Raw genomic sequence first — 21,742 nt, 5'->3', positions numbered from 1 at the left:
CCTCTCTCCTTTAAAAGCCGAATTCAGTTTTTAATGTAAACGGTTGGATATACAGCAAGTCATCCGGATCATCATGGTCGCGGTCTTGGACGGCAAGCTTAATGGTAACGACGCCGCTGCGGCAAATCTTTTCTTCTTCTTGTTGGGAGCAGGTGTAGGAAAACTCTGATTCTTCCGCAACAATTTTTAAACGATCCGAATGCAGCTGTTCGCCATCGACGGCAATCGAGCCATCTTGCAAGACAACGGTAAGCGTCTCAGGAGTTGGTTTTTTCTCTTTTTTGATCATGACGAGAGAAGGGTTAGAAGGATTGATACTTTCATCGCTGACAAATTGGATCTCTTTATCGCTCACAAATGCGATTTGTGCATTTGTCGTTTGGTCCATCGCGATTCCGTCCGGCGCAAACGCGTAAAGTTTATTCATAATGGTGGCGACAATATAATCGGCTTCGCTGCGCAGTTGATTTTCGATAAAAATCCGCTTATATGCATTCAATCCGCTGAAAAACACGCCATAAATAGAAACAAGGATAAAAGAAGAAATGGCAATGGCGGCTAACAGTTCGGCAAGAGATAGTCCGTTCTCATTATTAACGTATCGTTTCATCAGCAATCACACCTTCAAGCCATTCCGAATCTTCAACACGATCTCCCCAGCGCACGATCACATAAACTTTGAGCAGATAGTTTTGCAAATCTGTGTTGATATTTTCTGCGCCTTCTCCGTCTTCTTCATCTTCGCGGCGAATCTTCTCGATTAATGATGCAGGGAATTGTTCTGGCGGGTTTGCTTTCAGCTCGTCCTGCGCTTTTTTGTCATACGGAACAAGAAATATATGAACGCGCGTTTTATAATCAATGTTATTGACGGCAGGACCCAGAGCCCTTTCGCAGGTTTTTTGGTTAGTTTCTTTGTCGTTTTCGCCGCCGAGCAACGGAAAACCGTCGGCGGAGCAGTCAGAAGCATTCAGATAGACAAACGATTGACTGTCTGTATTATTGATTTTGCTCTCCACATATTGTTTTAACTCCGTGAAATCAAGGCGCTCCATATAGGCTAATACGCCGCGGGCGATGTTAATGGCGACCGTTTTGTCTTGATTGTATGTCGTATATTGCATGGCGTTCGTAAAAAAGGAAAACATTCCTATTGCGACGATGGACAAAATGGTGATGGATGCTAGCACTTCCAATAAGGTGAAGCCTTTTGAAGAGAGGCGTGCTAAAAAATTCTTTTCCTCCATTGGTCATGCCCTTCTTTCCAAATATTTAACTTTATTATACAATAAGTTAGAGCCGAATTTTAGGAAAATTGTCTTATATAATGGTGTGGGGAAACGGGGTGAAACATTGAAACACGTTATATTTGTGATCATTGCTTTTATCCTTGCCATTCCGATTTTGCTTATTCTTCCTATAGGATTAAGTTGGAGCGGGAAAATCGCAGCACTCATCATTGCCTTGTTTCTTTCTCTTCTTTCCTTAGTAGCAAAGTCCTTCTTTCCGATGTGGCAGCTTGCATTATTACTAGGACTGCTTATGATAGCGATGACCTATTTGCTTCATCGCCAATTTGCCCATGTCTTTTATGCTGCGAAAAAACTGGATGAAGATGAATGGGAAGAGCCAGACGAACCGGCAGAGAAATCTTTTTCTTCCATTGCTGGCGGAAATGGAGCCGTTTTTCACCAGAAAGAAGCAGTGGAAGCCGAACAAGTGCCATTAGAAACAGCGCCACAGGCGCCAGCAGAAAACAGCGTTTCACAGAAAAACATGGGGGATGGAGAACAGGATGAAATCATTGCAGTGGACGAGCTGCCATTAGAAATCGCTGCTGATGCAGAACGAGAGGAAACAATGGCGGAAAATGAATTTCCTTGGGAAAAGGACACAGAACAAAGCGAAATGATAGAAATGAGAGAGTTGCCGTTGGCAGCAGCGGCAGTGGAACGACAGATTGAAACTATCACGGAAAGCGAGTTTCCGTGGGAAACAATCGAAGATGGCAATGAGAATGAAGCAGCAAAGCTAAATGAATGGCCGGTGGAAATGGAAACAAATGAAGAATGGGGCACGGATCTGCCGTTTGCCGATCTGCCGGAAATGGAAGAAAACGTAGCCGCTATGCCTAATCATGCACAAGAAACAGCAGCGCGCGATGATGAAAAAGATCTGCCGCATATTTCACTGGAAAAATGGATGATATCAACGGATGACTTAGCGGATGAAGAGAGCGGCGTGGAATGGGATGACATTCTTGCAGAAATGTCTCAGCCGCCGGTTGTATCAGATGAGGAAGAGGTTCTGCCGGAAGAAACGGATGCAGCGGTGCAACCGCATATAGACGAACTGCTGCAAGAGGAGCAAAGCGCCGGAAGCGGCGAAGAAGTTATGGAGGCGAAAGAAGACAATGCGGACGAAACAGAGCTCGCTTCTGTGATTTCGCCAGTCCATTCGGAAATTTTGCAAACCGTTGTTACCGAGCTTCAGTTAAACCGAAAATATATGAATCCATTACAATATGAACAGCGCATCATTCAATGTTTGCAAACCCCGTTACCCGATTATGATTACTATGTATTCGCGCGTTTGCTAATAGAACATTATTTATTGGAGAAACAATATGACAAACTTTCGCCATTGCTTGCACAGCTGCAAGAAAAATTCCAGTCATATCCTATCATAAAAGAAGAACTTCAATTTCTTGCACACATATTACAGAATTATAAAGAATAGGTGTGGTGAAAAAATGAAAAATAGTGCACAAATTGTTAATCTTCCAATTATTAGTATCTCTGATGGCACACAAATAGGGATTGTAAAAACATTAGTCATTAATCCAGAAAAAGGTTCCGTTGATTTTCTTACTGTTGAGCAAGAAGACGTCCAGTTAAGCTTAAAAGCGATTCCGTTTAAAAAAGTGGTCGGCATCGGCGAATTTGCCGTAACGGTAGAAAGTTTCCACGATATTATTGATTTATCGGAAATTCCGATTGCCAACCAGCTTGTCAATAAACAAATCCGCATCAAAAACACGAAAGCGGTGACAAGAAAAGGGCAGCTGCTCGGAGAGGTGACCGAATTTTTTATCGACGAAGAAACGGGAGAAATTATTGGCATTGAACTGCTCGTCGGTGACCGGCAGGCAGTGTTATCATCGGAATTTATATTAACATATGGAAAAGATATTTTAGTCGTCCATGACAATGCCCCGTCTTCTTTGCTTGATGAGGCACATTTGCTCGTTCCGGCAGAAGGGCAGGATGGCGAAGAAACGGCGGAACATGCGGATGAGCAGCATTCCGGCGGCGAAGCAGCCATGGAAGGAGCGGAAAGCGAAGAAGCGCTTTATGCGCTGCGCGAAAAGCAAATGGAGCTTTTAAAAGGGAAACGGGTGACGAAAGATATTGTCGACAAAAACGGAAATACGTTTATTGAAGCTGGCACCATTTTGACAGAAGAACATATTCAGAAAGCGCAGGAAGAAGGACCAAGCGTGATCGTTGATATATCAATGAACGTAGAGGCATAAGCAAAAGGGGGAAGGTAGGCGGTGAGACAGATTGCTGCGGTAAAGTTGTTTTTCGTCATAGCGGTTTGTACGATTTATTTGATCAGCTTTTCGCAAATTGGCGTTTTAGCCTACGAAACGTTTTTGGGAGAGACAGACCGCCTGCCCGCAGGAACGATGGTTGGGCCTATTTCTGTTGCGAATAAATCCAAACAAGAAGCGCTGGCGGAAATCGCGAAAAAAGTGAATGAATGGAAGGCAGATGCGACGATTCCCGTTGTGTATCAAGAAAAAAAAGGAGAGATTCCTACATCCCTGTTTACGTTCCAAATCGAACAAAGCGCAAGGCAAATAGTGTCAGGGCGGCCGTCCCAGCTTCTTGTCCAATTCGATGTGCAAGAATTTTCTAAAACAATAAAAACACTGCTTCCCCCGCCGCTCGCTTCTTCTATTAATCTCGAAAAATTGCAAAACGATGTCACAAATATTGCGGCTGGTTTGCAAATGCCGTCAGAACCGATTGACCTTGCAGCATATGTTTCCCGTTCCGATGAAACGGAACAGCAAGTGAGCGCGGCGACACTGAAATTGGGGAAAAGGCCAGCGCCATTGCTTGAATGGATTTCTGCCAATCCGGCCGTTGAAATTAAAGGAAAAAGCATCTTTTCGCTTGCGGCATATGTCAAAGAGACAAACGGGCCGCTTTCTTCCGAAGAGATGAGCATGATTGCTTCAGCGATTTACCAAACGATTTTGCCGACGAATTTTACGGTGTTGGAGCGGCATACAAGCCGCGAACTTCCTGATGGGATAACGGTTGGTTATGAAGCGAAAGTAGATGATCGCAATCGTGATTTGCAGTTTTACAATCCGAATACCACTGCTTACACGCTCAAGTTCCGGGTGGAAAACAACCGGTTGCATGTGGCGCTTTTCGGGCTGCCATTTACTTATAAGTATGTAGTGAAAGTTGGGGATATCGAATATTTCAAACCGAAGACCGTTGTGCAATATAGCCCTCTCCTTCGCCCTGGGGAACGCCAATTAAAGCAAAGCGGAAAAAGAGGAATACTCGTCAAAGTGAAGAGGGAAGCGTATAGCGGAAATCATCTTGTGCGTACGGAAACGATTGCCGAAGACTTTTATCCGCCATCGCATAACATTGAACTTCGCGGTTTGGAACTAGGAGACACCCAGCCGGATGCATCCACGTCCGAACCGTCGGCGGCTGATGAAAAGCAAGCAGGCAATAATCAGAAAAACGATGAACAAACGAATAAAAGCAAAGAGGGAAACAACGGGCAATCTGAAGAAAAGCAGCCGGAAAAAGAAAAAGCGCCTTCCACAACAAATGATACGGACGGCAAACAGAACAATGATGATAATGAAAAGCAGGGATGAACGATGAAGAAAAAACAAGAGCGGAAACGTTTAGGAGATTTATTAGTGGAAGCGGGGCTCATTACGGAGGAACAGCTGGAGGAAGCGTTAAGAGAAAAAGCTCCCGGCCAAAAGCTGGGCGATGTGCTGTTGCAGCTCGGGTATATTACCGAGCAGCAATTAATTGAAGTGCTTGAGTTTCAATTAGGCATCCCGCATGTCAGCTTGTACCGCTATCCGATCGATCCGAAGCTGACCAACCTCATTCCGAAAGAATTTGCCAAGCGGCATATGGTGATGCCTTTAAAAGTTGAGGGAGAACGCTTGCTTGTGGCAATGGCCGATCCGATGGACTTTTTTGTCATCGATGATTTGCGCCTTTCGACAGGGTTCCATATTGAAACGGCGATTGCCTCAAAAGATGATATTTTGCGCGCCATTAATAAGTATTACGACATGGATGAATCAGTAGAAGATTTTTTGCAAATGGCCCTCGCCGCGGAAACAACGGTGGAAGAGGAACGGGCGACCGAAGAAGATTCCCCGATTGTCCGGCTTGTGAACCAAATTTTGCAGCTCGCCGTTGAACAGCGGGCAAGCGATGTCCACATCGACCCGCAGGAAACGAAAGTGCTTGTCCGTTATCGCATCGACGGTATATTGCGGACAGACCGCGCCCTTCCAAAACATATGCAAAGCATGCTGACCGCGAGAATTAAAATTTTAGCGAATATGGATATTACCGAACACCGCATTCCGCAAGATGGCCGGATTAAGATGAACATCGATTTTCATCCGGTCGATTTGCGCGTTTCTACATTGCCGACCATCTATGGCGAAAAAATCGTGATCCGCATTCTTGATTTAGGGACGGCGCTGAACGATATTCATAAGCTTGGGTTTAACCAGTTAAATTTGCGGCGCTTTATTGAACTTATTGAAAGGCCGAACGGAATCATTCTGATTACCGGGCCGACTGGGGCAGGAAAATCATCGACGCTATATGCGGCGCTGAACCATTTAAACAGTGAAGAAGTCAATATTATTACGATCGAAGACCCTGTCGAATATCAGATTGAAGGAGTCAATCAAATCCAAGTGAATCCGAATATCGGATTGACGTTTGCGCAAGGGCTGCGTTCGATTTTGCGGCAAGACCCAAACATTATTATGGTGGGAGAAATCCGCGACCGCGAAACGGCAGAAGTGGCGATCCGCGCGTCATTGACCGGCCATTTAGTGTTAAGCACCTTGCATACAAACGATGCGTTAAGCACCATCACACGCTTAATTGATATGGGGATTGAGCCGTTTCTTGTGGCGACCTCTTTAGCCGGCGTCGTTTCCCAGCGGCTCGTCCGCCGCGTCTGCCGCGATTGCCAAGAAGAGCAGGAGCCAACGAAAAGGGAAATCGAGATTTTTGCCCGCCGCGGCATGAAAATTGACAAGCTGATCCGCGGCCGCGGCTGCCCGACATGCAATATGACAGGCTATAAAGGGCGGATTGCCATTCATGAACTGCTTGTGATGACCGATGAAATGCGCCGCGTCATTTTAAATAAAGAGCCATTTTCGAAATTGCGCGAGCTTGCCATAAAAAACCGCATGATTTTTTTGATTGATGACGGATTGTTAAAAGTGAAACAAGGGTTAACGACGCTGGAAGAGGTATTGAAAGTGGCGATTTTAAGTTAAAGGTGGGGAACATGAAGCAAAGATTGGATGCTCTTTTATGTGCTGCGTTTGAAGTTAAAGCTTCCGACGTTCATTTGACGGTCGGCGTGCCGCCGATTTTTCGCATCAATGGCGAATTAAAAAAATACGGCCAAGACGTTTTGCGGCCGGAAGATACGGAAGGAATGGCAAAAGCGGTCATTCCGCCCCGCCTTTGGCCGCAATTTGAAGAAAATGGGGAATTGGATTTTTCGTACGGAATTCCCGGCGTTTCCCGCTTCCGCATCAATACGTATAAACAGCGGTCGTGCGTGTCGCTGGCGATCCGCATCATTCCGACAAAAATTCCAACGATTGATGAACTGCGCCTTCCTGAAGTATTAAAACAAATTGCGCAAAAACCGCACGGGCTTGTGCTAGTGACAGGCCCGACGGGAAGCGGGAAGTCGACGACGCTTGCCGCGATGATTGACTATATGAACAAAACGATGCGGAAACATATTATTACGCTGGAGGATCCTATCGAATATTTGCACAAGCACGGCAGCTGCATTATTGACCAGCGCGAAGTCGGCTTTGATACGAACAATTTTGCCAACGGTCTGCGCGCGGCACTTAGGCAAGATCCGGATGTCATTTTAGTCGGGGAAATGCGCGATTTGGAAACGATTCATACGGCGATAACCGCCGCGGAAACGGGACATCTCGTCCTTGGCACACTGCATACATCGAGCGCGCCGGCGACGATCGACCGGATTATTGACGTCTTTCCGCCTGCCCAGCAATCGCAAATCCGCATTCAGCTTGCGTCTGTTCTTGTCGCGATTATTTCGCAGCGCCTTTTCCCAACACCGCAAAAAACGGGACGGATCGCTGCTACGGAAGTTTTAATTAATAATGCGGCAGTCGCCAATTTAATCCGCAATGAAAAAGTCCATCAAATCGCCAACGTCATGCAAACAAGCCGCGCCCTTGGCATGCATACGCTGGCGATGAGCATCAAAGAGTTAATGCAAGCAGGGCTGATCCTTCGCGATGCGGCTGAACCTTATCTTGCACAGGAGCGTGGCGATTCGTATGCCTCAGTTTAAATATGAAGGCCGGAATATAAAGGGGCGAAAGCAAACAGGAACGATTGTCAGCGAGTCCAAGCGGGACGCGGTCATGAAATTGCGGCAAAAAGGAATTAAAGTCATCGAAATTGCCGAAGTGTCGCAAACGTTACTCACCAAAGAAATAACATTTGGAAAAGCGGTGAAGCTCCAAGATTTTGTCATTTTTTTGCGGCAGTTCGCGACATTGATAAAGGCGGGGGTCTCGATTGTTGACTCCACCCGCATTTTAGCGGAACAAACCGAAAGCAAGGCACTGAAAAAAGCGCTTATGGAAGTGGAAGAATCGCTCCGCGCCGGAAATCCGCTATCTGCTGCCGCGGCGAAGCATCCGCGCATCTTTCCGGCGATGTTTGTCAATATGGTCAAAGCCGGGGAAGCAGGCGGGAATATGGATGAAACGCTGGAACGGCTTGCGGACCATTTTGAAAAAATGCACCGCACAAGGCAAAAAATCGTTTCCGCGCTGACTTATCCTATCGCTGTCGCTATTATTGCCGTTGCGGTCGTCATTTTTTTGCTTGTTTCCGTCGTCCCGACATTTGTCGAGATGTTTGCCGACTTTCACGCCGAACTTCCGGCGATCACCAAATTTGTGCTGCGCGCAAGCGAAGTGATGCAAACATATTGGTGGCTTGTCGCTATCGCGTTGATTGGAACATATGTCTTGTTTGCGTTGGCGAAGAGGGAAAAACGGACGAAATATTACTTGGATTATGCGGCAATGCGCATCCCGTTTTTCGGAAAGCTAATCCAAAAAGCGGCATTGGCGCGCATGACGCGGACATTAAGCTCGCTGTTTTCCAGCTCTGTCCCGATTTTGCAGGCGCTGTCCATCACGGAAAATGTCGTCGAAAACGAAGTCATCAGCAAGGTGATAAGGCAGGCGCGCGATTCGCTTGAACGGGGCCAATCGCTTGCTGAACCGCTGAAAAAACATTGGGCGTTTCCGCCGCTGGTGACGCAAATGATTGCGATCGGCGAAGAAACAGGGGCATTAGACGCAATGCTCGCGAAAGTTGCCAACTTTTACGAAGCGGAAGTGGACGCCGGCGTCGAACGGCTGAAGTCGCTGATTGAGCCGCTCATGATCTTGCTTTTGTCCGGGGTCGTCGGGATGATTGTTGCTTCGATTATCATACCAATGTACGATATTTTCAACCATATTCAACAATAAATTGCAAGGAATATATTCTCATATATTGATAAATCGTGTAAAATTAATTAGGAAAAAAGTGTGATAAACAAAAAATAGGGAGAGGGGTATTACGATGATGAAACGATTTTTGAAAAACGAACGAGGGCTTACGTTGATTGAATTGCTCGCTGTCATCGTTATTTTAGGGATTATCGCGGCAATTGCGATTCCAGCGATCGGCGGACTTATCGATAACTCGAAAAAAGATGCGCACGTATCCAACGCGCAACAAATGATTAACGCCGCCAAAATTGCCGTAACGGCAGATAAAGATTTGATTCCTGATAACGGAAAAAGTAGGAATGTTTACCTATCAACCTTAGAAGATGAAGGGTATTTAGAGACAGTGAAGGATCCAGATAAAAAAGATTATAATCGAACTAGTTCATATGTGAGAATTACCAACAATAACAACAAATTATCATATAGCGTTAAGTTGGTTAATACGGAACGAGGCGTACAAACTGCTTCTGGTGGGCCTATTGCTGAAGATAAATTAAAACGTTCTGAAGTACGCAATAATCCATAATCTACTGGTCAGTAAATGACTTGATTTAGAATGAAGCAAGTATTCATTTTTATATACTCCCTCCTCCTCGGCTCGTTTTTTAACGTTGTCGGGCTTCGCGTGCCGGCGGGAGAGTCGATCATGTTTCCTCGTTCGCATTGCCCGCGCTGCAAGCGGCAGCTTACGGCGCGGGAACTTATTCCTGTTGTCTCATACGTTTGGCAAGGCGGAAAGTGCCGGGGATGCGGGGGGAGGATTTCGCTGCTTTATCCGTTTGTTGAGCTGTCGACGGCGATTCTTTTTACGATTTCGCCGCTTTTGGTGGGATGGTCAAAAGAATTGATCGTTTGTTGGACGCTCATTTCACTGTTAATGATTATCTTCGTTTCCGATGTTCGCTACATGATGATTCCTGACAAAGTGCTGCTTGTGTTTGCGATCATCTTTCTGTTTGAGCGGCTGTTTATTCCGTTCCTTTCTTGGCGGGATGCGCTGATTGGCGCGGCGGCCGGCTTTTTGCTGCTTTTTCTCATTGCCGTCATCAGCAAAGGCGGCATGGGCGGCGGCGATATTAAATTGTTTGCGTTGCTTGGATTTGTGCTTGGGTGGAAAACAGTGCTGCTTGCGTTCTTTTTTTCCACGATTTACGGAACGGCGATCGGGCTGATTGGCATGGCGCTTGGCAAAGTCCGGCGCCGGGAGCCGATGCCGTTCGGGCCTGCGATCGTTCTCGGGTCATTGACCGCCTATTTTTTTGGACAAGACATTGTGGAATGGTATCAGCAAATGATTTTCTTTTAATTATGAGGGGAAAACGTGAATATGTTAACATTGTTTCAGCCAAGGCATAAAGTTGCCAATCTAGTTATCAAAGACCATGTCATTCGCTATGTTGAGACAAAGGCAAACGACCCATTATCCGTTCACAAATGGGGAGAGCGCCAGCTTCCAAAAGGAATGATTCACGACGGAAAAATCATGGACCGCGAAACGTTGGGAATGATTTTAGAAGAATGTGTTGATGAATGGAAATTAAAGAAACGCCGCGTCCGTTTCATTGTGCCAGATCCTTTCGTGATTATCCGCCGGCTTCCGCTTCCTGCCGATTTAGAAGAAGAGGAAATTCGCGGTTATTTGTTTATGGAATTGGGAACAACGATTCCGTTGCCGTTTGATACCCCGGTGTTTGATTACGTTGTTTTGGAAAAAACGCAGGAAGCGACCGTTGTGTTATTGTTTGCTGCTCCGGAAGATTCGGTGTTAAGCTATGTGCAGCTGCTGGAAGCTGTTAAACTCCGCCCGATCGCTGCCGATGTTTCTCCGCTATGCGCATACCGCCTTTTTTATATGGCGGATCAAGTGAAGAAAGACGATCATATTTTGCTTATTCAGTTTGATCAATCATCTGTCAATGTTAGCGCGTTTGACGAACATAAGCCTGTTTTTATGCGCCATCTTTCGCTGGAGCAGTATGAACAAATAAAGCTGGAGGAAGAGCAGCAACTCGTTGATCCGTTTGAAGATGTTTATAAAGAAATGGAACGGATGATGAGCTTCTATTCCTTTTCCATTCATCAAGGAACACAGCAAATTACCCGCGTGTTTCTGATAGGGGATCATCCGCATTTGTCCCATGTTTATCAAGCGCTGCAAGAACGGCTGGATGTTCCTGTAGAACGGCTTGCGGCCGCGATGGCGGGCGCGGTGGACGCGCGCTATCATCTTGCATGGGGACTTGGGCTAAAAGAGGGAAATGATGATGTTCGTTGACATTAATTTATTGCCAAAAAAAGAGCCGAAAAATGTTGTCTTTCTGTTAAGCACAGTGATTGTCACCGCGATGGCAGCGATTGCTGCGGCTGTTTTTTACGTTCTTATCGACAGAGCGGAGACGCAAATCGACTCGCTGGAAAAAGAGCTGAAGCAGACACAGGCGCTTCAAGCGATCGAGCAGCAAAAGCTTGCGGACATGCAATCTGTTAAGGAAATCGAGGAATTAGACAAAACTGTGCAATGGGCGAAAGATTATCCGCTCAAAATGGTGCCGCTTTTGCGCAACATGACGGCATTGCTGCCAGAGCGCGGATTTATCATGAACTTTTCCTATGCGGAGGATGGAACGGTAACGGTTTCCGTTCAATTTGACACAAGCGAGCAGGCGGCCTATTATTTAAAACGGCTGTCGGACGCAAAATTTATTGCCGATGTGCAGCTGAAAAGCCTTTCTGCTGTGAATGTTAACGAAAAAAACGATGAACAAAGGACAGCTGGAGAGCAAGTAGTACCGCGTTATCTCGCGCAATATGAAATGCATATTCGCAAACAAGCGTTAGAGGAAAAGGAGAAACCATCATGATAGCACGTTTCTCAAGACGGCAGCTTCTCGTTTTTGTTCTTATGCTTACAGTTCTTGGCGCTGCAATTATCGGCCTTTATTTTTATCTGCTTTATCCGCGTTACCAAGAAATTGAAGAGTTAAACAACAGGGTTGCAAACGAAAAAAAAATATTGGCCGCTACAAGAGCGGAAATTGCCAAACAAAAGTCGGGCTTGCCGGAAAGCGTTGTGGAACTGCAAAAAAAGATACCGGTCAAGCCGCTGACCGAACAGCTGTTGCTTGATTTGGAAAAGGCGGAAGTAGTTTCGGACAGCACGATTTCGAGCATGGCTTTTAATGAAGAGGAAAATGAAACAGCAGAGCCGCAAGAAAAGACAAAGCAATCTTCTTCCGCGCCGCCGGACGGATTGAAAAAAGTGACGGTGCAATTAACGGTGCAATCCCCGTCATACTATCAGCTGGAGCGCTTTTTGCAAACGCTTGAAAACTTGAACCGCATTGTATCGGTTGAATCGCTCTCTTTTACTGGAAATCCGGAATTGACGTCGGTCGCTACGGAAGTAAATCCGTTAACGTATTCGGTAACGGTCAGCGCATTTTATTATCCGAAATTAGAAAAGTTGCAGAATATGCTGCCGCAAATAGACGTTCCCCCGCCGAGCAAAAAGCGGAATCCGCTGACAGAAATAGTTCCTGGGGGGCAACTGTCATCGCAGCAGCGGTAATGAATGGCGGAGTGGTTATATGTTGCTGCGTACAAACCGAGGAATGACGCTAGTGGAGTTGTTAGCGGTGCTTGTCATTTTAGGAATTGTTGCTTCCATTGCTGTTATTGCGGTGCTTCATATCATCGAAAAAGCAAAAGAGAGAACGTTTGTTTCTAATGCCTATGCGCTTTACGAAGCGGCGCGCCTTTATGTCGGGGCAGAAAACGTGGAATTTTTGCCATCCCGCTCTTCCGAAAAACTAACGTACAAACAGCTTGTGGAAGAAGGAATGCTTCATCCGATCAAAGACCCGTTTACCGGAAACGTGCTGCCATTGGAAACGAATCCATCATATGTACTTGTTAAAAAAGACGAAAACGGCTCGTTCCATTATTCTATTTGTTTAAAAGGAGAAACGAAACAGTTGTGCACCTTTTCCGAGCAATCGCCGGAAGTTCCTGTCGAAGCATTGTCTGTTCAGCAAATACGTGACCGATAATAGCCGAATTTGCCGAAATAATCCGGGAACAAGACGACAAATGTCTTGTTCTTTTTTTCTTTGTTTATGATAAGATAGGCGGGAAATGAGGAGAAGGATGGTGGCATGATGGACAAGCATGGGCAAGAAATTACGGTGAAAATTAACGGAAAAGAGCGGCCGTTTACTACCGATAAGCCGATAGAAACGAACATATTGGAAAACGAAAAGGAAGCGGAGCCAAGGCCGTCCGCTTCTTTCCAGCAAAAAAAGCGGAAAAAGCGCTCGCCCATTATCGGCGCATTGAACGCACGGATCAAATCAGCAATTTTTTCAATCATGATGGCGGTCATCATTGGCACAAGTTTTGGATTCATTGTATTAAATGTCATTCCAAAGGAGAAGGAGCATTCCGGGCAAACGCTGGAAACGGAGCTGCCGGTTCCCGCGGAGTCCAAAGACCCGACAGGGCAAGCGGCGGAATCTGCAAATGAAGCAGCGGCTTCTTCTTTCACAGTCAGCGTGATTCAAGCGGGAGTATTTACAGATCGGGAAGCGGCGGCTGCCTATGCCCGGCAACTCCAGTCTTCCGCTATTCCTGTTGTGGCGGTTGGCGAAAAACCAGTCGCTTTGTTTATCGCCGTCGGAAGTGACAAACAACAGTTGCAGGCGATCAATGAACGGTATAAGCAGAAGACGCATAGTACATACATTAAATTTCTATCGTTCGCCAGCACGGACAGGGAGCGCAAGCCAGTAATAAAAGCAGGGGAAGCGCTATACAGGGAAATGGCTGCCATTTCCGCCATTTTATTAGGAAAAGGAGATGTTCACAAAGAAGAATGGAAAAAATTAGAGAGTGATTATAAACAATTTATATCGCAAACACTTCCGAATGACGATAATATAAAGCGGTACGTTTCACATATGAAAGCTGCGTATAATCTGCTTATTGCTTACAAAACCAATCAACAAGAGGAACTGTTGCAAAAAACACAGCAAGAATTGCTTGAGGCGCTGAAGTCATATATTGCCGTTTTCCCATTGCGAAGCTAGCGAGCTTCTTTTTTTTCGGATTTTTCGACTTTACCAAATTGTGCTGAACCGCAAAATTTGGTACGATACATGTGTATCTTCCTGCTTTGAAACGAATGCAAAAGGGTGATGTGGATGAAACAATTGATTTTAGCTTCGAGTTCCCCGCGCCGAAAACAGCTGCTTGAATTAGCTAACCTCCGCTTTCAAATCCTCGCTAGCCACATTGATGAACAAATTCACGAAGATGCATCCCCGGAGCAAGCCGTGCAGCTGCTTGCTTATCGCAAGGCGAAAGCTGCTGCTGATTGTTATCCTCATGCATACGTCATCGGGGCGGATACTGTCGTCGTTTACCAAAACAACATTTTAGGCAAGCCAAAAACAAAAGAAGAAGCAGCGGCGATGCTGCGCATGCTGTCAGGCGAGGCGCATGAGGTGCTGACGGGAGTGGCGATTCTTTCCCCAAACGGCCAATCATTGTTTGTAGAAAAAACGAAAGTAATGTTTTGGGATTTAACGGAAGAAGAAATTTCCGATTACATTGCGACAGGAGAGCCGATGGACAAAGCGGGAGCATACGGCATTCAAGGGCGCGCCGCTTTATTTGTCAAACGCATTGAAGGAGACTATTTCACTGTTGTCGGGCTGCCGTTGTCGCGGACCGTGCGCGAGCTGAAGCGCCTCGGCTGGTAATTTTTTTTTTATTGATGAAAAGAAAAAAAGGAGTGAAGATAAAATACGATGACATTGATGATTCGCGATGTGCCAAAAGATGACCGCCCTCGTGAGCGGCTTCTTTCTGCCGGCCCGGAAAGCTTGGCTGACCATGAGCTGCTCGCCATTTTGCTTCGGACAGGAACAAAAGAAGAATCGGTATTGCAGCTTGCCCATCGCTTGCTCCAGCATTTTGAAGGGCTTCGCCTTCTAAAAGACGCTTCGATTGAAGAAATAACAAGCATAAAAGGAATCGGGACGACGAAGGCGGTGCAAATTTTAGCGGCAATCGAACTCGGCCGGCGAATCCACCGCCTTGTCAACAATGACCGCTACGTGATCCGTTCTCCTGAAGATGGCGCGAAATATGTCATGGAAGATATGCGCTTTTTGTCGCAGGAGCATTTTGTCGCCATTTATTTAAATACAAAAAATCAAGTGATTTACCGAAAAACGATATTTATCGGCAGCTTAAACGCCTCCATCGTTCATCCGCGCGAAGTGTTCAAAGAAGCGATTAAGCGCTCCGCTGCCTCAATTATTTGCGCGCACAATCATCCCTCTGGCGACCCAACTCCAAGCCGAGAAGATATTGATGTGACGAAACGTCTGGCCGAATGCGGCCGCATTATTGGCATCGAATTATTGGACCATCTCATCATTGGCGATCAAAAATTTGTCAGTTTGAAAGAAAAAGGGTACATGTAGTAGTTCTCATTTTTTGTCGAATCAGTTATAATAAAAATTATGAGTTTTTATCCTGTTTTGGGCGGTGTCGTACAAAGCTCTGAAACAAACATATATGTTAAATCGACAAATTAAGCGGATTCTTATAAAAGCATTTCGTTTCAGAAAGGAAGATATAGATTATGTTTGGATTTGGAACAAGAGACCTTGGCATCGATTTAGGGACTGCAAATACGCTCGTGTATGTCAAAGGAAAAGGAATTGTTGTCAGAGAACCATCTGTTGTTGCGCTGCAAAAAGATACAAAACAAATTGTCGCAGTCGGCAACGAGGCGAAAAATATGATTGGCCGGACTCCTGGAAATGTCGTTGCCCTTCGTCCGATGAAAGACGGGGTAATCGCCGACTATGAGACAACGGCGACGATGATGAAATATTACATCAGACAAGCGACAAAAAATAAAGGATTTTTTGCGGGAAAGCCGTACGTGATGGTATGTGTGCCGTATGGGATCACCGCTGTGGAAGAGCGCGCGGTCATCGATGCGACGCGGCAGGCGGGAGCGCGCGACGCTTATACGATTGAAGAACCGTTTGCGGCGGCGATTGGCGCGAATCTTCCTGTATGGGAGCCGACGGGAAGCATGGTCGTTGACATCGGCGGCGGGACGACGGAAGTGGCGGTTATTTCTCTTGGAGGCATCGTCACAAGCCAGTCGATCCGCATCGCTGGCGATGAGATGGACGAGGCCATTATTCAATATATCCGCAAAACGTATAATTTAATGATCGGGGAACGGACAGCGGAAGCGATTAAAATGGAAATCGGATCGGCAGGAAATCCGGAAGGCATTGGGAAAATGGAAATCCGCGGACGCGATTTACTGACAGGGCTTCCGAAAACGATCGAAATTAGTGCGGAGGAAATCGCGGAAGCGCTGCATGATACGGTTTATGCGATTGTCGAGTCCGTGAAAAATACGTTGGAAAAGACACCGCCAGAATTAGCCGCAGATATTATGGACCGCGGCATCGTGCTTACAGGCGGCGGCGCGCTGCTGCGCAACCTGGATAAAGTCATCAGCAAAGAAACGGATATGCCTGTCATTGTTGCGGAAAATCCGCTCGATTGTGTAGCGATCGGAACAGGAAAGGCGCTTGATCATATCGATTTATTTAAAAACAAAGCGAGAGACCATCGCTGATAGTAAGAGGGTGTCAACATCATGCCACAGTTCTTTTTAAACAAACGTCTCATTTTATTGCTCGTCAGCATTATTATCCTCGTGGCATTGATTGGTTTTTCCTTAAAAGATCGCGAACTCACATGGCCGGAGCAGTTTTTAAAAGATACAACCGGTTTTGTCCAGCTTATTTTTCATAAGCCCGCACAGCTCGTTGCGGGCTTCTTTGAGAATGTGAATGATATAAGAAATACATATAAAGAAAACAAGCTGTTAAAAGCGCGTCTCGAAGAGTATGTGGCGCTGGAAACGCAAGTGCAGGCATTAAAAAAGGAAAATGAACGGCTTCGCGCTCTTTTAAATAAAAAAGAAAGCTTGCGTGATTTTATTCCAATTCAGGCTACTGTTATTGGAAGAAACCCAGACCGCTGGCAGGAAACAATTATCGTCAATAGAGGGGAGCAGCACGGCGTCAAGAAAGATATGGCCGTGATTACGCCAGAAGGGTTAGTCGGAAAAGTGCAGCACGCCTCGCAATTTACTTCCACTGTTCAATTGTTGAGCGCGCTTGATCAAAAAAACCGGATTTCCGCTTATGTGCAAGGAAACGAAAATATTTTTGGATTAATCGAAGGATATGATGAAAAACGAAGAGCGCTGTTGTTAAAACGGATTCCTTTTGACGCGAAAATCGAGAAAAAGCAAAAAGTGTTAACCTCTGGTCTTGGCGGCGTTTTCCCAAAAGATCTTCCTATCGGTGAAGTGATGGAGGTCGTGCCAGATCAATACGGGCTGACAAAAATGGTTTACGTAAAACCATTGGCAAATTTTTATGACATTGATGACGTGATCATTGTGAAAAGAAAAATTGATGAAACGCTTGAGGAAAGGGAGGAAGCAAAGTGAAAAAGTGGGCGCTTCCTTTCCTTGCCGTTGTTTGTTTTGTGAGTGAAAGCATTTTTGTCGATGTGTGGCCAAAAAATCATGTATATATCGATTATTTTTTTGTGCCGCGCTTTTTCCTTATTTTTATTGTTTTTGCTGCTATTTATATAGGGCAAACGCGCGCGATGGTTTACGGGCTGATTTTTGGCGTGCTTTATGATTGCACCTACACGGAATTGCTTGGTGTGTATTCATTTTCGTTTCCTTTCATCGCTTACATCGCGGCGAAAGCGATGAAAGTGCTCCATCAACATTGGTTAATTTCTTGTTTTCTTAGTCTCTTTTCGATCGCCGTTCTCGAATTATATGTATATGGAATTCAACTGCTCATAGGAAGAACCAATATGCCTTTTCAAATGTTTTGTCTGCAAAGATTATCGCCGACGCTGTTGCTGAATGTGGTGTTTCTTGTTTTGCTTTCATATCCGTTGAAGCAGCAATTGGTAAAAATCAAGCGGTTGGAACAGGAAGATTAAAAGGAAAATGGACGTTTTTGTAGAATTATTCGTTGAGGTGAACGTTGTGGCGAAACAAAAACAACCGTATGTAACGATGAAGGGAACGAAAGATGGGCTGACGTTGCATCTCGATGATACATGTTCCTATGATGATCTGTTAAAAGAACTCGAAGAAAAATTAACGGCAAGCGAAAAAGCGGAATCGGACGGTCCGCTCGTTTCCGTTCATCTCAAAGTTGGCAATCGCTATTTGACTCCGGAGCAAGAAGAAGAATTGCGCACATTAATTCGCCGCAAAAAAAATTTAGTCGTTGAATCGATTGAAAGCAATGTTATGACAAAGGAAGAAGCGCTGGAGTGGAAGAGGAAAACGGAAATTGTGTCGGTTTCCAAAATCGTTCGTTCAGGTCAGGTGCTGCGTGTGCAAGGAGATCTTTTATTAATCGGAGATGTCAATCCGGGGGGGATCGTTATTGCCGGCGGAAATATTTTTATTCTCGGAGCGTTGCGCGGAATTGCCCATGCCGGGTATTACGGAAATAAAGAAGCGGTCATTGCCGCATCGATTATGAAGCCGACACAGCTGCGAATTGGCGATGTGATGAACCGGGCTCCCGATTATAAAACGGATGAGCGGAATGAAATGGAATGCGCGTATATCGATGAGCATAACCAAATTGTTGTCGATCGTTTGCAGCTGCTGGCGCAGCTGCGGCCGAATTTGACGCGGTTAGAAAGGGGAGTGTAACGGTGGGAGAAGCGATCGTCATTACATCAGGAAAAGGCGGCGTCGGAAAGACGACGACAACGGCAAATATCGGAACAGCGCTCGCGATCCTTGGAAAGCGGGTGTGCCTTGTTGACACAGATATCGGCTTGCGCAACCTCGATGTGGTGATGGGGTTGGAAAACCGCATTATTTATGACCTGGTTGACGTTGTGGAAGGGCGCTGTACCGTGCAAAAAGCGCTCGTTAAAGATAAACGGTTTGATGATCACCTTTATTTGCTGCCTGCCGCGCAAACAAGCGATAAATCGGCGGTCAGTCCGGAACAGATGAAACAGCTGGTCGACGAGTTAAAGCAAGATTATGATTATGTGTTAATCGACTGCCCGGCAGGCATTGAGCAAGGTTACCGGAACGCCGTGGCGGGGGCGGATGAGGCGATTGTTGTAACAACGCCGGAAGTATCGGCAGTGCGCGATGCCGATCGGATTATCGGGTTGCTTGAAAACGAGGAACATATAAAACCGCCGCGCCTGATCATTAACCGCATCCGCAGCCATATGGTGAAAAACGGCGATATGCTTGACGTCGACGAAATCGTCATGCACTTATCGATTGATTTGTTAGGGGTCATTGCCGATGATGAAAACGTCATCAAATCTTCCAATAAAGGCGAACCGATCGTTCTGGACCCAAGCAGCAAGGCGTCGATCGCGTACCGCAATATCGCACGGAGGATTCTCGGAGAGTCTGTCCCGCTGCAGCCGCTGGAAGATGAGCAAAAGGGAATTTTCTCGAAAATAAAAAAATTGTTTGGTGTCCGTTAATCCCTGCTGATGAAAATGGCAGGGAATTTTTTATTTAATCATATCTTCCAAGGTTGTCTAATAAACTAGTACAAACAATGCCGGGAGGGATGGTGAGGAATAAAATGAAGCGACGTGCCCGCGACATCCGCAAGCGCGTGGAAAAGCGGAGAAAAGAAAGGCGGCACCGTTATGGGACGCCGCAACAACAGGAGTTGTGGGCGGTCACCGATGAACAGCGGTACGGCCAGCCAGTAGTGACCTATGACCACTATACGTTTGAAGAGAAGCATCCATTATTTCGCAAAGAAGCGTTCATTTTAAAAATGCTCTTATCCGCCTGCCTTGTGTTAATAACAGCTATTTTGTTTAAAAATCCATCCGGCTCGCTAGAACCGGCACGCCAATTTGTGAAAGAGACAATGGAGAAAGAATTTCAATTTGCGGCGGTTTCCCAATGGTACGAAAAGCAGTTTGGCGAGCCGCTGGCGTTCCTTTCCACAAAGACGGAAAACGAACTAAAAACAGCGCCAAAGCAATATGCCGTTCCTGCATCAGGCCGCGTCCTCGAAAGTTTTCAGAAAAACGGGCAAGGCGTGATGGTAGAAACAGCCAGTAACGCGAAGGTGGAAGCAGTAAATGAAGGAATCGTTATCTTTGCCGGCACAAAAGAGAAGTTTGGGAAAACCGTGATCATCCAGCATGCCGATGGAAGCGAGTCATGGTATGGCAACTTAGGATCGATTGCCGTGAAACTGTACGATTTTGTGGAGACAGGCAAAGAAGTGGGAACAGCGATGACAAGCAGCCATGACCAAGCAAAGGCGGTGTTTTATTTTGCCATTAAACAAGGGGATCATTTTATTGATCCGATTCAGGTGATCTCCTTTGAATAAGTATATCCGATTGTTTGGCAACATTCACATCCATCCGCTGTTATGGCTGTTTGGCGGCATTGCGGTGCTGACCGCTCATTTTAAGCAGCTGTTTCTTTTATTTTTTATTGTGTTGATTCATGAGCTTGGGCATGCTGTTGCCGCCGCTTTTTTTTCATGGCGTGTGAAGCGGATTTTGCTTTTGCCGTTTGGCGGAGTGGCGGAAGTGGAGGAACACGGAAACCGGCCGTTTCGCGAAGAGCTGATTGTAACGCTTGCTGGACCAGCGCAACACCTTTGGTTGATGGCGATTGCGTTTTTTTTATGGAAGACGGGGGTTATGACAAACGAAGGATGGGATTTATTTTTGCATTACAATATCGCGATTCTCGCAATCAACTTATTGCCGATTTGGCCATTGGATGGCGGAAAGCTGCTGTTTCTTTTTTTTACTTATTATTTTCCGTTCAGCGAGGCGCATCAAAAAACAATCGCATTGTCCATGGCCATACTCGCTTTTTTTGCCATTGCCGTTTTGTCCATCCAGCCAAAACAGATTGATTTATGGGCGATCGCCATGTTTCTTACCACATCGCTATGGAAAGAGTGGAAACATCGCCATTATGTTGTCATGCGCTTTTTATTGGAACGTTATTACGGAAAACGGAGCGATTATACGAAATTGCGAACGATTGCTGCTTTCGAAGAGGAACGAATTTCACACGTGTTGCTAAAATTTTACCGCGGTCAAAAACATTCGATCGTTATAATGAGAGATAATAATGAACGTGTAACATTGGACGAGAATGAAATTTTGCATGCTTTTTTTGCTGAAAAGCAGACAGACATTCCGTTAAGCCGGCTTATTTACGTGTAAGGAAAACATATTGACATTTTTCTTTTCGTTATGATAATATTTTTTACGTTGTAGAATTTTTGTGCCGTTTGCATAAGCGGGCAAAAAGCGGTGCAGCGCATTACGTTACAGCACCCGTACTACAACCGCTCAGCGCGGGTTTTCAAGCGTTCGCGAGGCGGACCGCCTTGTCGCTGGCGAGTCTGAGTCTATATGAGGAGGTGCGATTCATGTACGCAATTATCGAAACTGGCGGTAAACAAATTAAAGTGGAAGAAGGACAAGAAATTTACATCGAAAAAATTGATGCCGCTGAAGGTGAGACGGTAACGTTTGACAAAGTGTTGTTTGTTGGCGGCGAAACAGTTAAAATCGGCAACCCTACGGTAGAAGGGGCAACGGTAACGGCGAAAGTGCAAAAACACGGCCGTCAAAAGAAAATTATTGTTTTCAAATATAAGCCGAAAAAGAACTACCGTCGCAAACAAGGTCACCGTCAGCCTTACACAAAAGTCGTGATTGAAAAAATTAATGCATAAAGGC

25 protein-coding genes and 1 other annotated feature are annotated in these 21,742 nt (G+C 45.8%); of the genes, 23 read left to right on the top strand and 2 right to left on the bottom strand.

Features of this window, described 5'->3' with window-relative positions; genetic code table 11:
- Window positions 1-10: 10 nt before the first annotated feature.
- Window positions 11-610, bottom strand: coding sequence for a PulJ/GspJ family protein (locus AOT13_RS17625; RefSeq protein ID WP_042383415.1), 600 nt, complete (start codon window positions 608-610; stop codon window positions 11-13).
- Window positions 594-1,247 carry a prepilin-type N-terminal cleavage/methylation domain-containing protein gene (locus AOT13_RS17620; protein ID WP_042383417.1) on the bottom strand — a complete coding sequence of 218 codons (654 nt, stop codon included), beginning with the start codon at window positions 1,245-1,247 and terminating at the stop codon, window positions 594-596. The genes AOT13_RS17625 and AOT13_RS17620 overlap by 17 nt, the downstream gene beginning before the upstream one ends.
- A 106-nt stretch (window positions 1,248-1,353) precedes the next feature.
- Here AOT13_RS17620 and AOT13_RS17615 point away from each other — a divergent pair, with 106 nt between their 5' ends.
- From AOT13_RS17615 to rplU, 23 genes are all read left to right on the top strand, one after another.
- Entirely contained in the window at window positions 1,354-2,739 is a 1,386-nt protein-coding gene (locus AOT13_RS17615) for a hypothetical protein (RefSeq protein ID WP_232511542.1), read from the top strand.
- 13 nt (window positions 2,740-2,752) lie between these two features.
- Window positions 2,753-3,535 (top strand): PRC-barrel domain-containing protein, encoded by a 783-nt coding sequence (locus tag AOT13_RS17610; RefSeq protein WP_003248865.1) that lies wholly within the window; start codon window positions 2,753-2,755, stop codon window positions 3,533-3,535.
- A gap of 21 nt (window positions 3,536-3,556) precedes the next feature.
- Entirely contained in the window at window positions 3,557-4,915 is a 1,359-nt protein-coding gene (locus AOT13_RS17605; protein ID WP_013400306.1) for a VanW family protein, read from the top strand.
- Window positions 4,916-4,918: 3 nt separating this feature from the next.
- The gene (locus tag AOT13_RS17600) at window positions 4,919-6,589 is read left to right on the top strand and encodes a GspE/PulE family protein (RefSeq protein WP_042383421.1); all 1,671 of its coding nucleotides are present in this window, start codon (window positions 4,919-4,921) and stop codon (window positions 6,587-6,589) included.
- Between the two features lie 11 nt (window positions 6,590-6,600).
- Window positions 6,601-7,659 carry a type IV pilus twitching motility protein PilT gene (locus AOT13_RS17595; RefSeq protein ID WP_013400307.1) on the top strand — a complete coding sequence of 353 codons (1,059 nt, stop codon included), beginning with the start codon at window positions 6,601-6,603 and terminating at the stop codon, window positions 7,657-7,659.
- The gene (locus AOT13_RS17590; protein WP_042383424.1) at window positions 7,646-8,857 is read left to right on the top strand and encodes a type II secretion system F family protein; all 1,212 of its coding nucleotides are present in this window, start codon (window positions 7,646-7,648) and stop codon (window positions 8,855-8,857) included. The genes AOT13_RS17595 and AOT13_RS17590 overlap by 14 nt, the downstream gene beginning before the upstream one ends.
- Window positions 8,858-8,951: 94 nt before the next feature.
- Window positions 8,952-9,407, top strand: a complete 456-nt coding sequence (locus AOT13_RS17585; protein WP_042383426.1) for a prepilin-type N-terminal cleavage/methylation domain-containing protein — start codon at window positions 8,952-8,954, stop codon at window positions 9,405-9,407.
- Window positions 9,408-9,437: 30 nt separating this feature from the next.
- Complete coding sequence (locus AOT13_RS17580) at window positions 9,438-10,187, top strand: prepilin peptidase (protein WP_042383428.1); 750 nt, start codon at window positions 9,438-9,440, stop codon at window positions 10,185-10,187.
- 21 nt (window positions 10,188-10,208) lie between these two features.
- Window positions 10,209-11,156 carry a type IV pilus biogenesis protein PilM gene (pilM, locus tag AOT13_RS17575; RefSeq protein WP_042383431.1) on the top strand — a complete coding sequence of 316 codons (948 nt, stop codon included), beginning with the start codon at window positions 10,209-10,211 and terminating at the stop codon, window positions 11,154-11,156.
- The gene (locus AOT13_RS17570) at window positions 11,143-11,742 is read left to right on the top strand and encodes a fimbrial protein (RefSeq protein ID WP_232511541.1); all 600 of its coding nucleotides are present in this window, start codon (window positions 11,143-11,145) and stop codon (window positions 11,740-11,742) included. Before pilM ends, AOT13_RS17570 begins: the two co-directional genes overlap by 14 nt.
- Window positions 11,739-12,449: a type 4a pilus biogenesis protein PilO gene (pilO, locus tag AOT13_RS17565; protein ID WP_013876522.1), complete on the top strand. Its 711-nt coding sequence runs from the start codon at window positions 11,739-11,741 to the stop codon at window positions 12,447-12,449. Before AOT13_RS17570 ends, pilO begins: the two co-directional genes overlap by 4 nt.
- Window positions 12,450-12,468: 19 nt before the next feature.
- On the top strand, window positions 12,469-12,930 hold the full coding sequence (locus tag AOT13_RS17560) for a type II secretion system protein (RefSeq protein WP_013876523.1): 462 nt from the start codon (window positions 12,469-12,471) through the stop codon (window positions 12,928-12,930).
- A 105-nt stretch (window positions 12,931-13,035) separates the two neighbouring features.
- Window positions 13,036-13,965, top strand: a complete 930-nt coding sequence (locus tag AOT13_RS17555) for a hypothetical protein (RefSeq protein WP_042383434.1) — start codon at window positions 13,036-13,038, stop codon at window positions 13,963-13,965.
- Window positions 13,966-14,079: 114 nt separating this feature from the next.
- Window positions 14,080-14,640, top strand: coding sequence for a Maf family protein (locus tag AOT13_RS17550; RefSeq protein ID WP_013400315.1), 561 nt, complete (start codon window positions 14,080-14,082; stop codon window positions 14,638-14,640).
- Window positions 14,641-14,688: 48 nt separating this feature from the next.
- Window positions 14,689-15,369: a RadC family protein gene (gene radC, locus AOT13_RS17545; protein ID WP_003248882.1), complete on the top strand. Its 681-nt coding sequence runs from the start codon at window positions 14,689-14,691 to the stop codon at window positions 15,367-15,369.
- A 161-nt stretch (window positions 15,370-15,530) separates the two neighbouring features.
- Window positions 15,531-16,553, top strand: a complete 1,023-nt coding sequence (locus AOT13_RS17540) for a rod shape-determining protein (protein WP_003248883.1) — start codon at window positions 15,531-15,533, stop codon at window positions 16,551-16,553.
- 21 nt (window positions 16,554-16,574) lie between these two features.
- On the top strand, window positions 16,575-17,438 hold the full coding sequence (mreC, locus tag AOT13_RS17535; RefSeq protein ID WP_003248884.1) for a rod shape-determining protein MreC: 864 nt from the start codon (window positions 16,575-16,577) through the stop codon (window positions 17,436-17,438).
- A complete protein-coding gene (gene mreD, locus AOT13_RS17530; RefSeq protein WP_013400316.1) occupies window positions 17,435-17,953 on the top strand; it encodes a rod shape-determining protein MreD in 519 nt (172 codons plus the stop codon). Before mreC ends, mreD begins: the two co-directional genes overlap by 4 nt.
- 7 nt (window positions 17,954-17,960) lie before the next feature.
- Window positions 17,961-18,683, top strand: a complete 723-nt coding sequence (minC, locus tag AOT13_RS17525; protein WP_003248886.1) for a septum site-determining protein MinC — start codon at window positions 17,961-17,963, stop codon at window positions 18,681-18,683.
- A gap of 2 nt (window positions 18,684-18,685) precedes the next feature.
- A complete protein-coding gene (gene minD, locus AOT13_RS17520) occupies window positions 18,686-19,489 on the top strand; it encodes a septum site-determining protein MinD (protein WP_003248887.1) in 804 nt (267 codons plus the stop codon).
- Window positions 19,490-19,593: 104 nt separating this feature from the next.
- Window positions 19,594-20,364: a M23 family metallopeptidase gene (locus tag AOT13_RS17515; protein ID WP_003248888.1), complete on the top strand. Its 771-nt coding sequence runs from the start codon at window positions 19,594-19,596 to the stop codon at window positions 20,362-20,364.
- Window positions 20,357-21,220 (top strand): M50 family metallopeptidase, encoded by an 864-nt coding sequence (locus AOT13_RS17510; protein WP_042383436.1) that lies wholly within the window; start codon window positions 20,357-20,359, stop codon window positions 21,218-21,220. The genes AOT13_RS17515 and AOT13_RS17510 overlap by 8 nt, the downstream gene beginning before the upstream one ends.
- Window positions 21,221-21,333: 113 nt before the next feature.
- Window positions 21,334-21,414, top strand: a sequence feature (ribosomal protein L21 leader region).
- Between the two features lie 15 nt (window positions 21,415-21,429).
- Window positions 21,430-21,738 carry a 50S ribosomal protein L21 gene (gene rplU / locus AOT13_RS17505; RefSeq protein ID WP_003248892.1) on the top strand — a complete coding sequence of 103 codons (309 nt, stop codon included), beginning with the start codon at window positions 21,430-21,432 and terminating at the stop codon, window positions 21,736-21,738.
- Window positions 21,739-21,742 lie beyond the last annotated feature (4 nt).

It is taken from the genome of Parageobacillus thermoglucosidasius, from assembly GCF_001295365.1.
Taxonomy (GTDB): Bacteria; Bacillota; Bacilli; order Bacillales; family Anoxybacillaceae; genus Parageobacillus; species Parageobacillus thermoglucosidasius.
The sequence above is the reverse complement of the archived record's forward strand: the minus strand, read 5'-3'. Positions and strand labels throughout refer to the sequence as shown.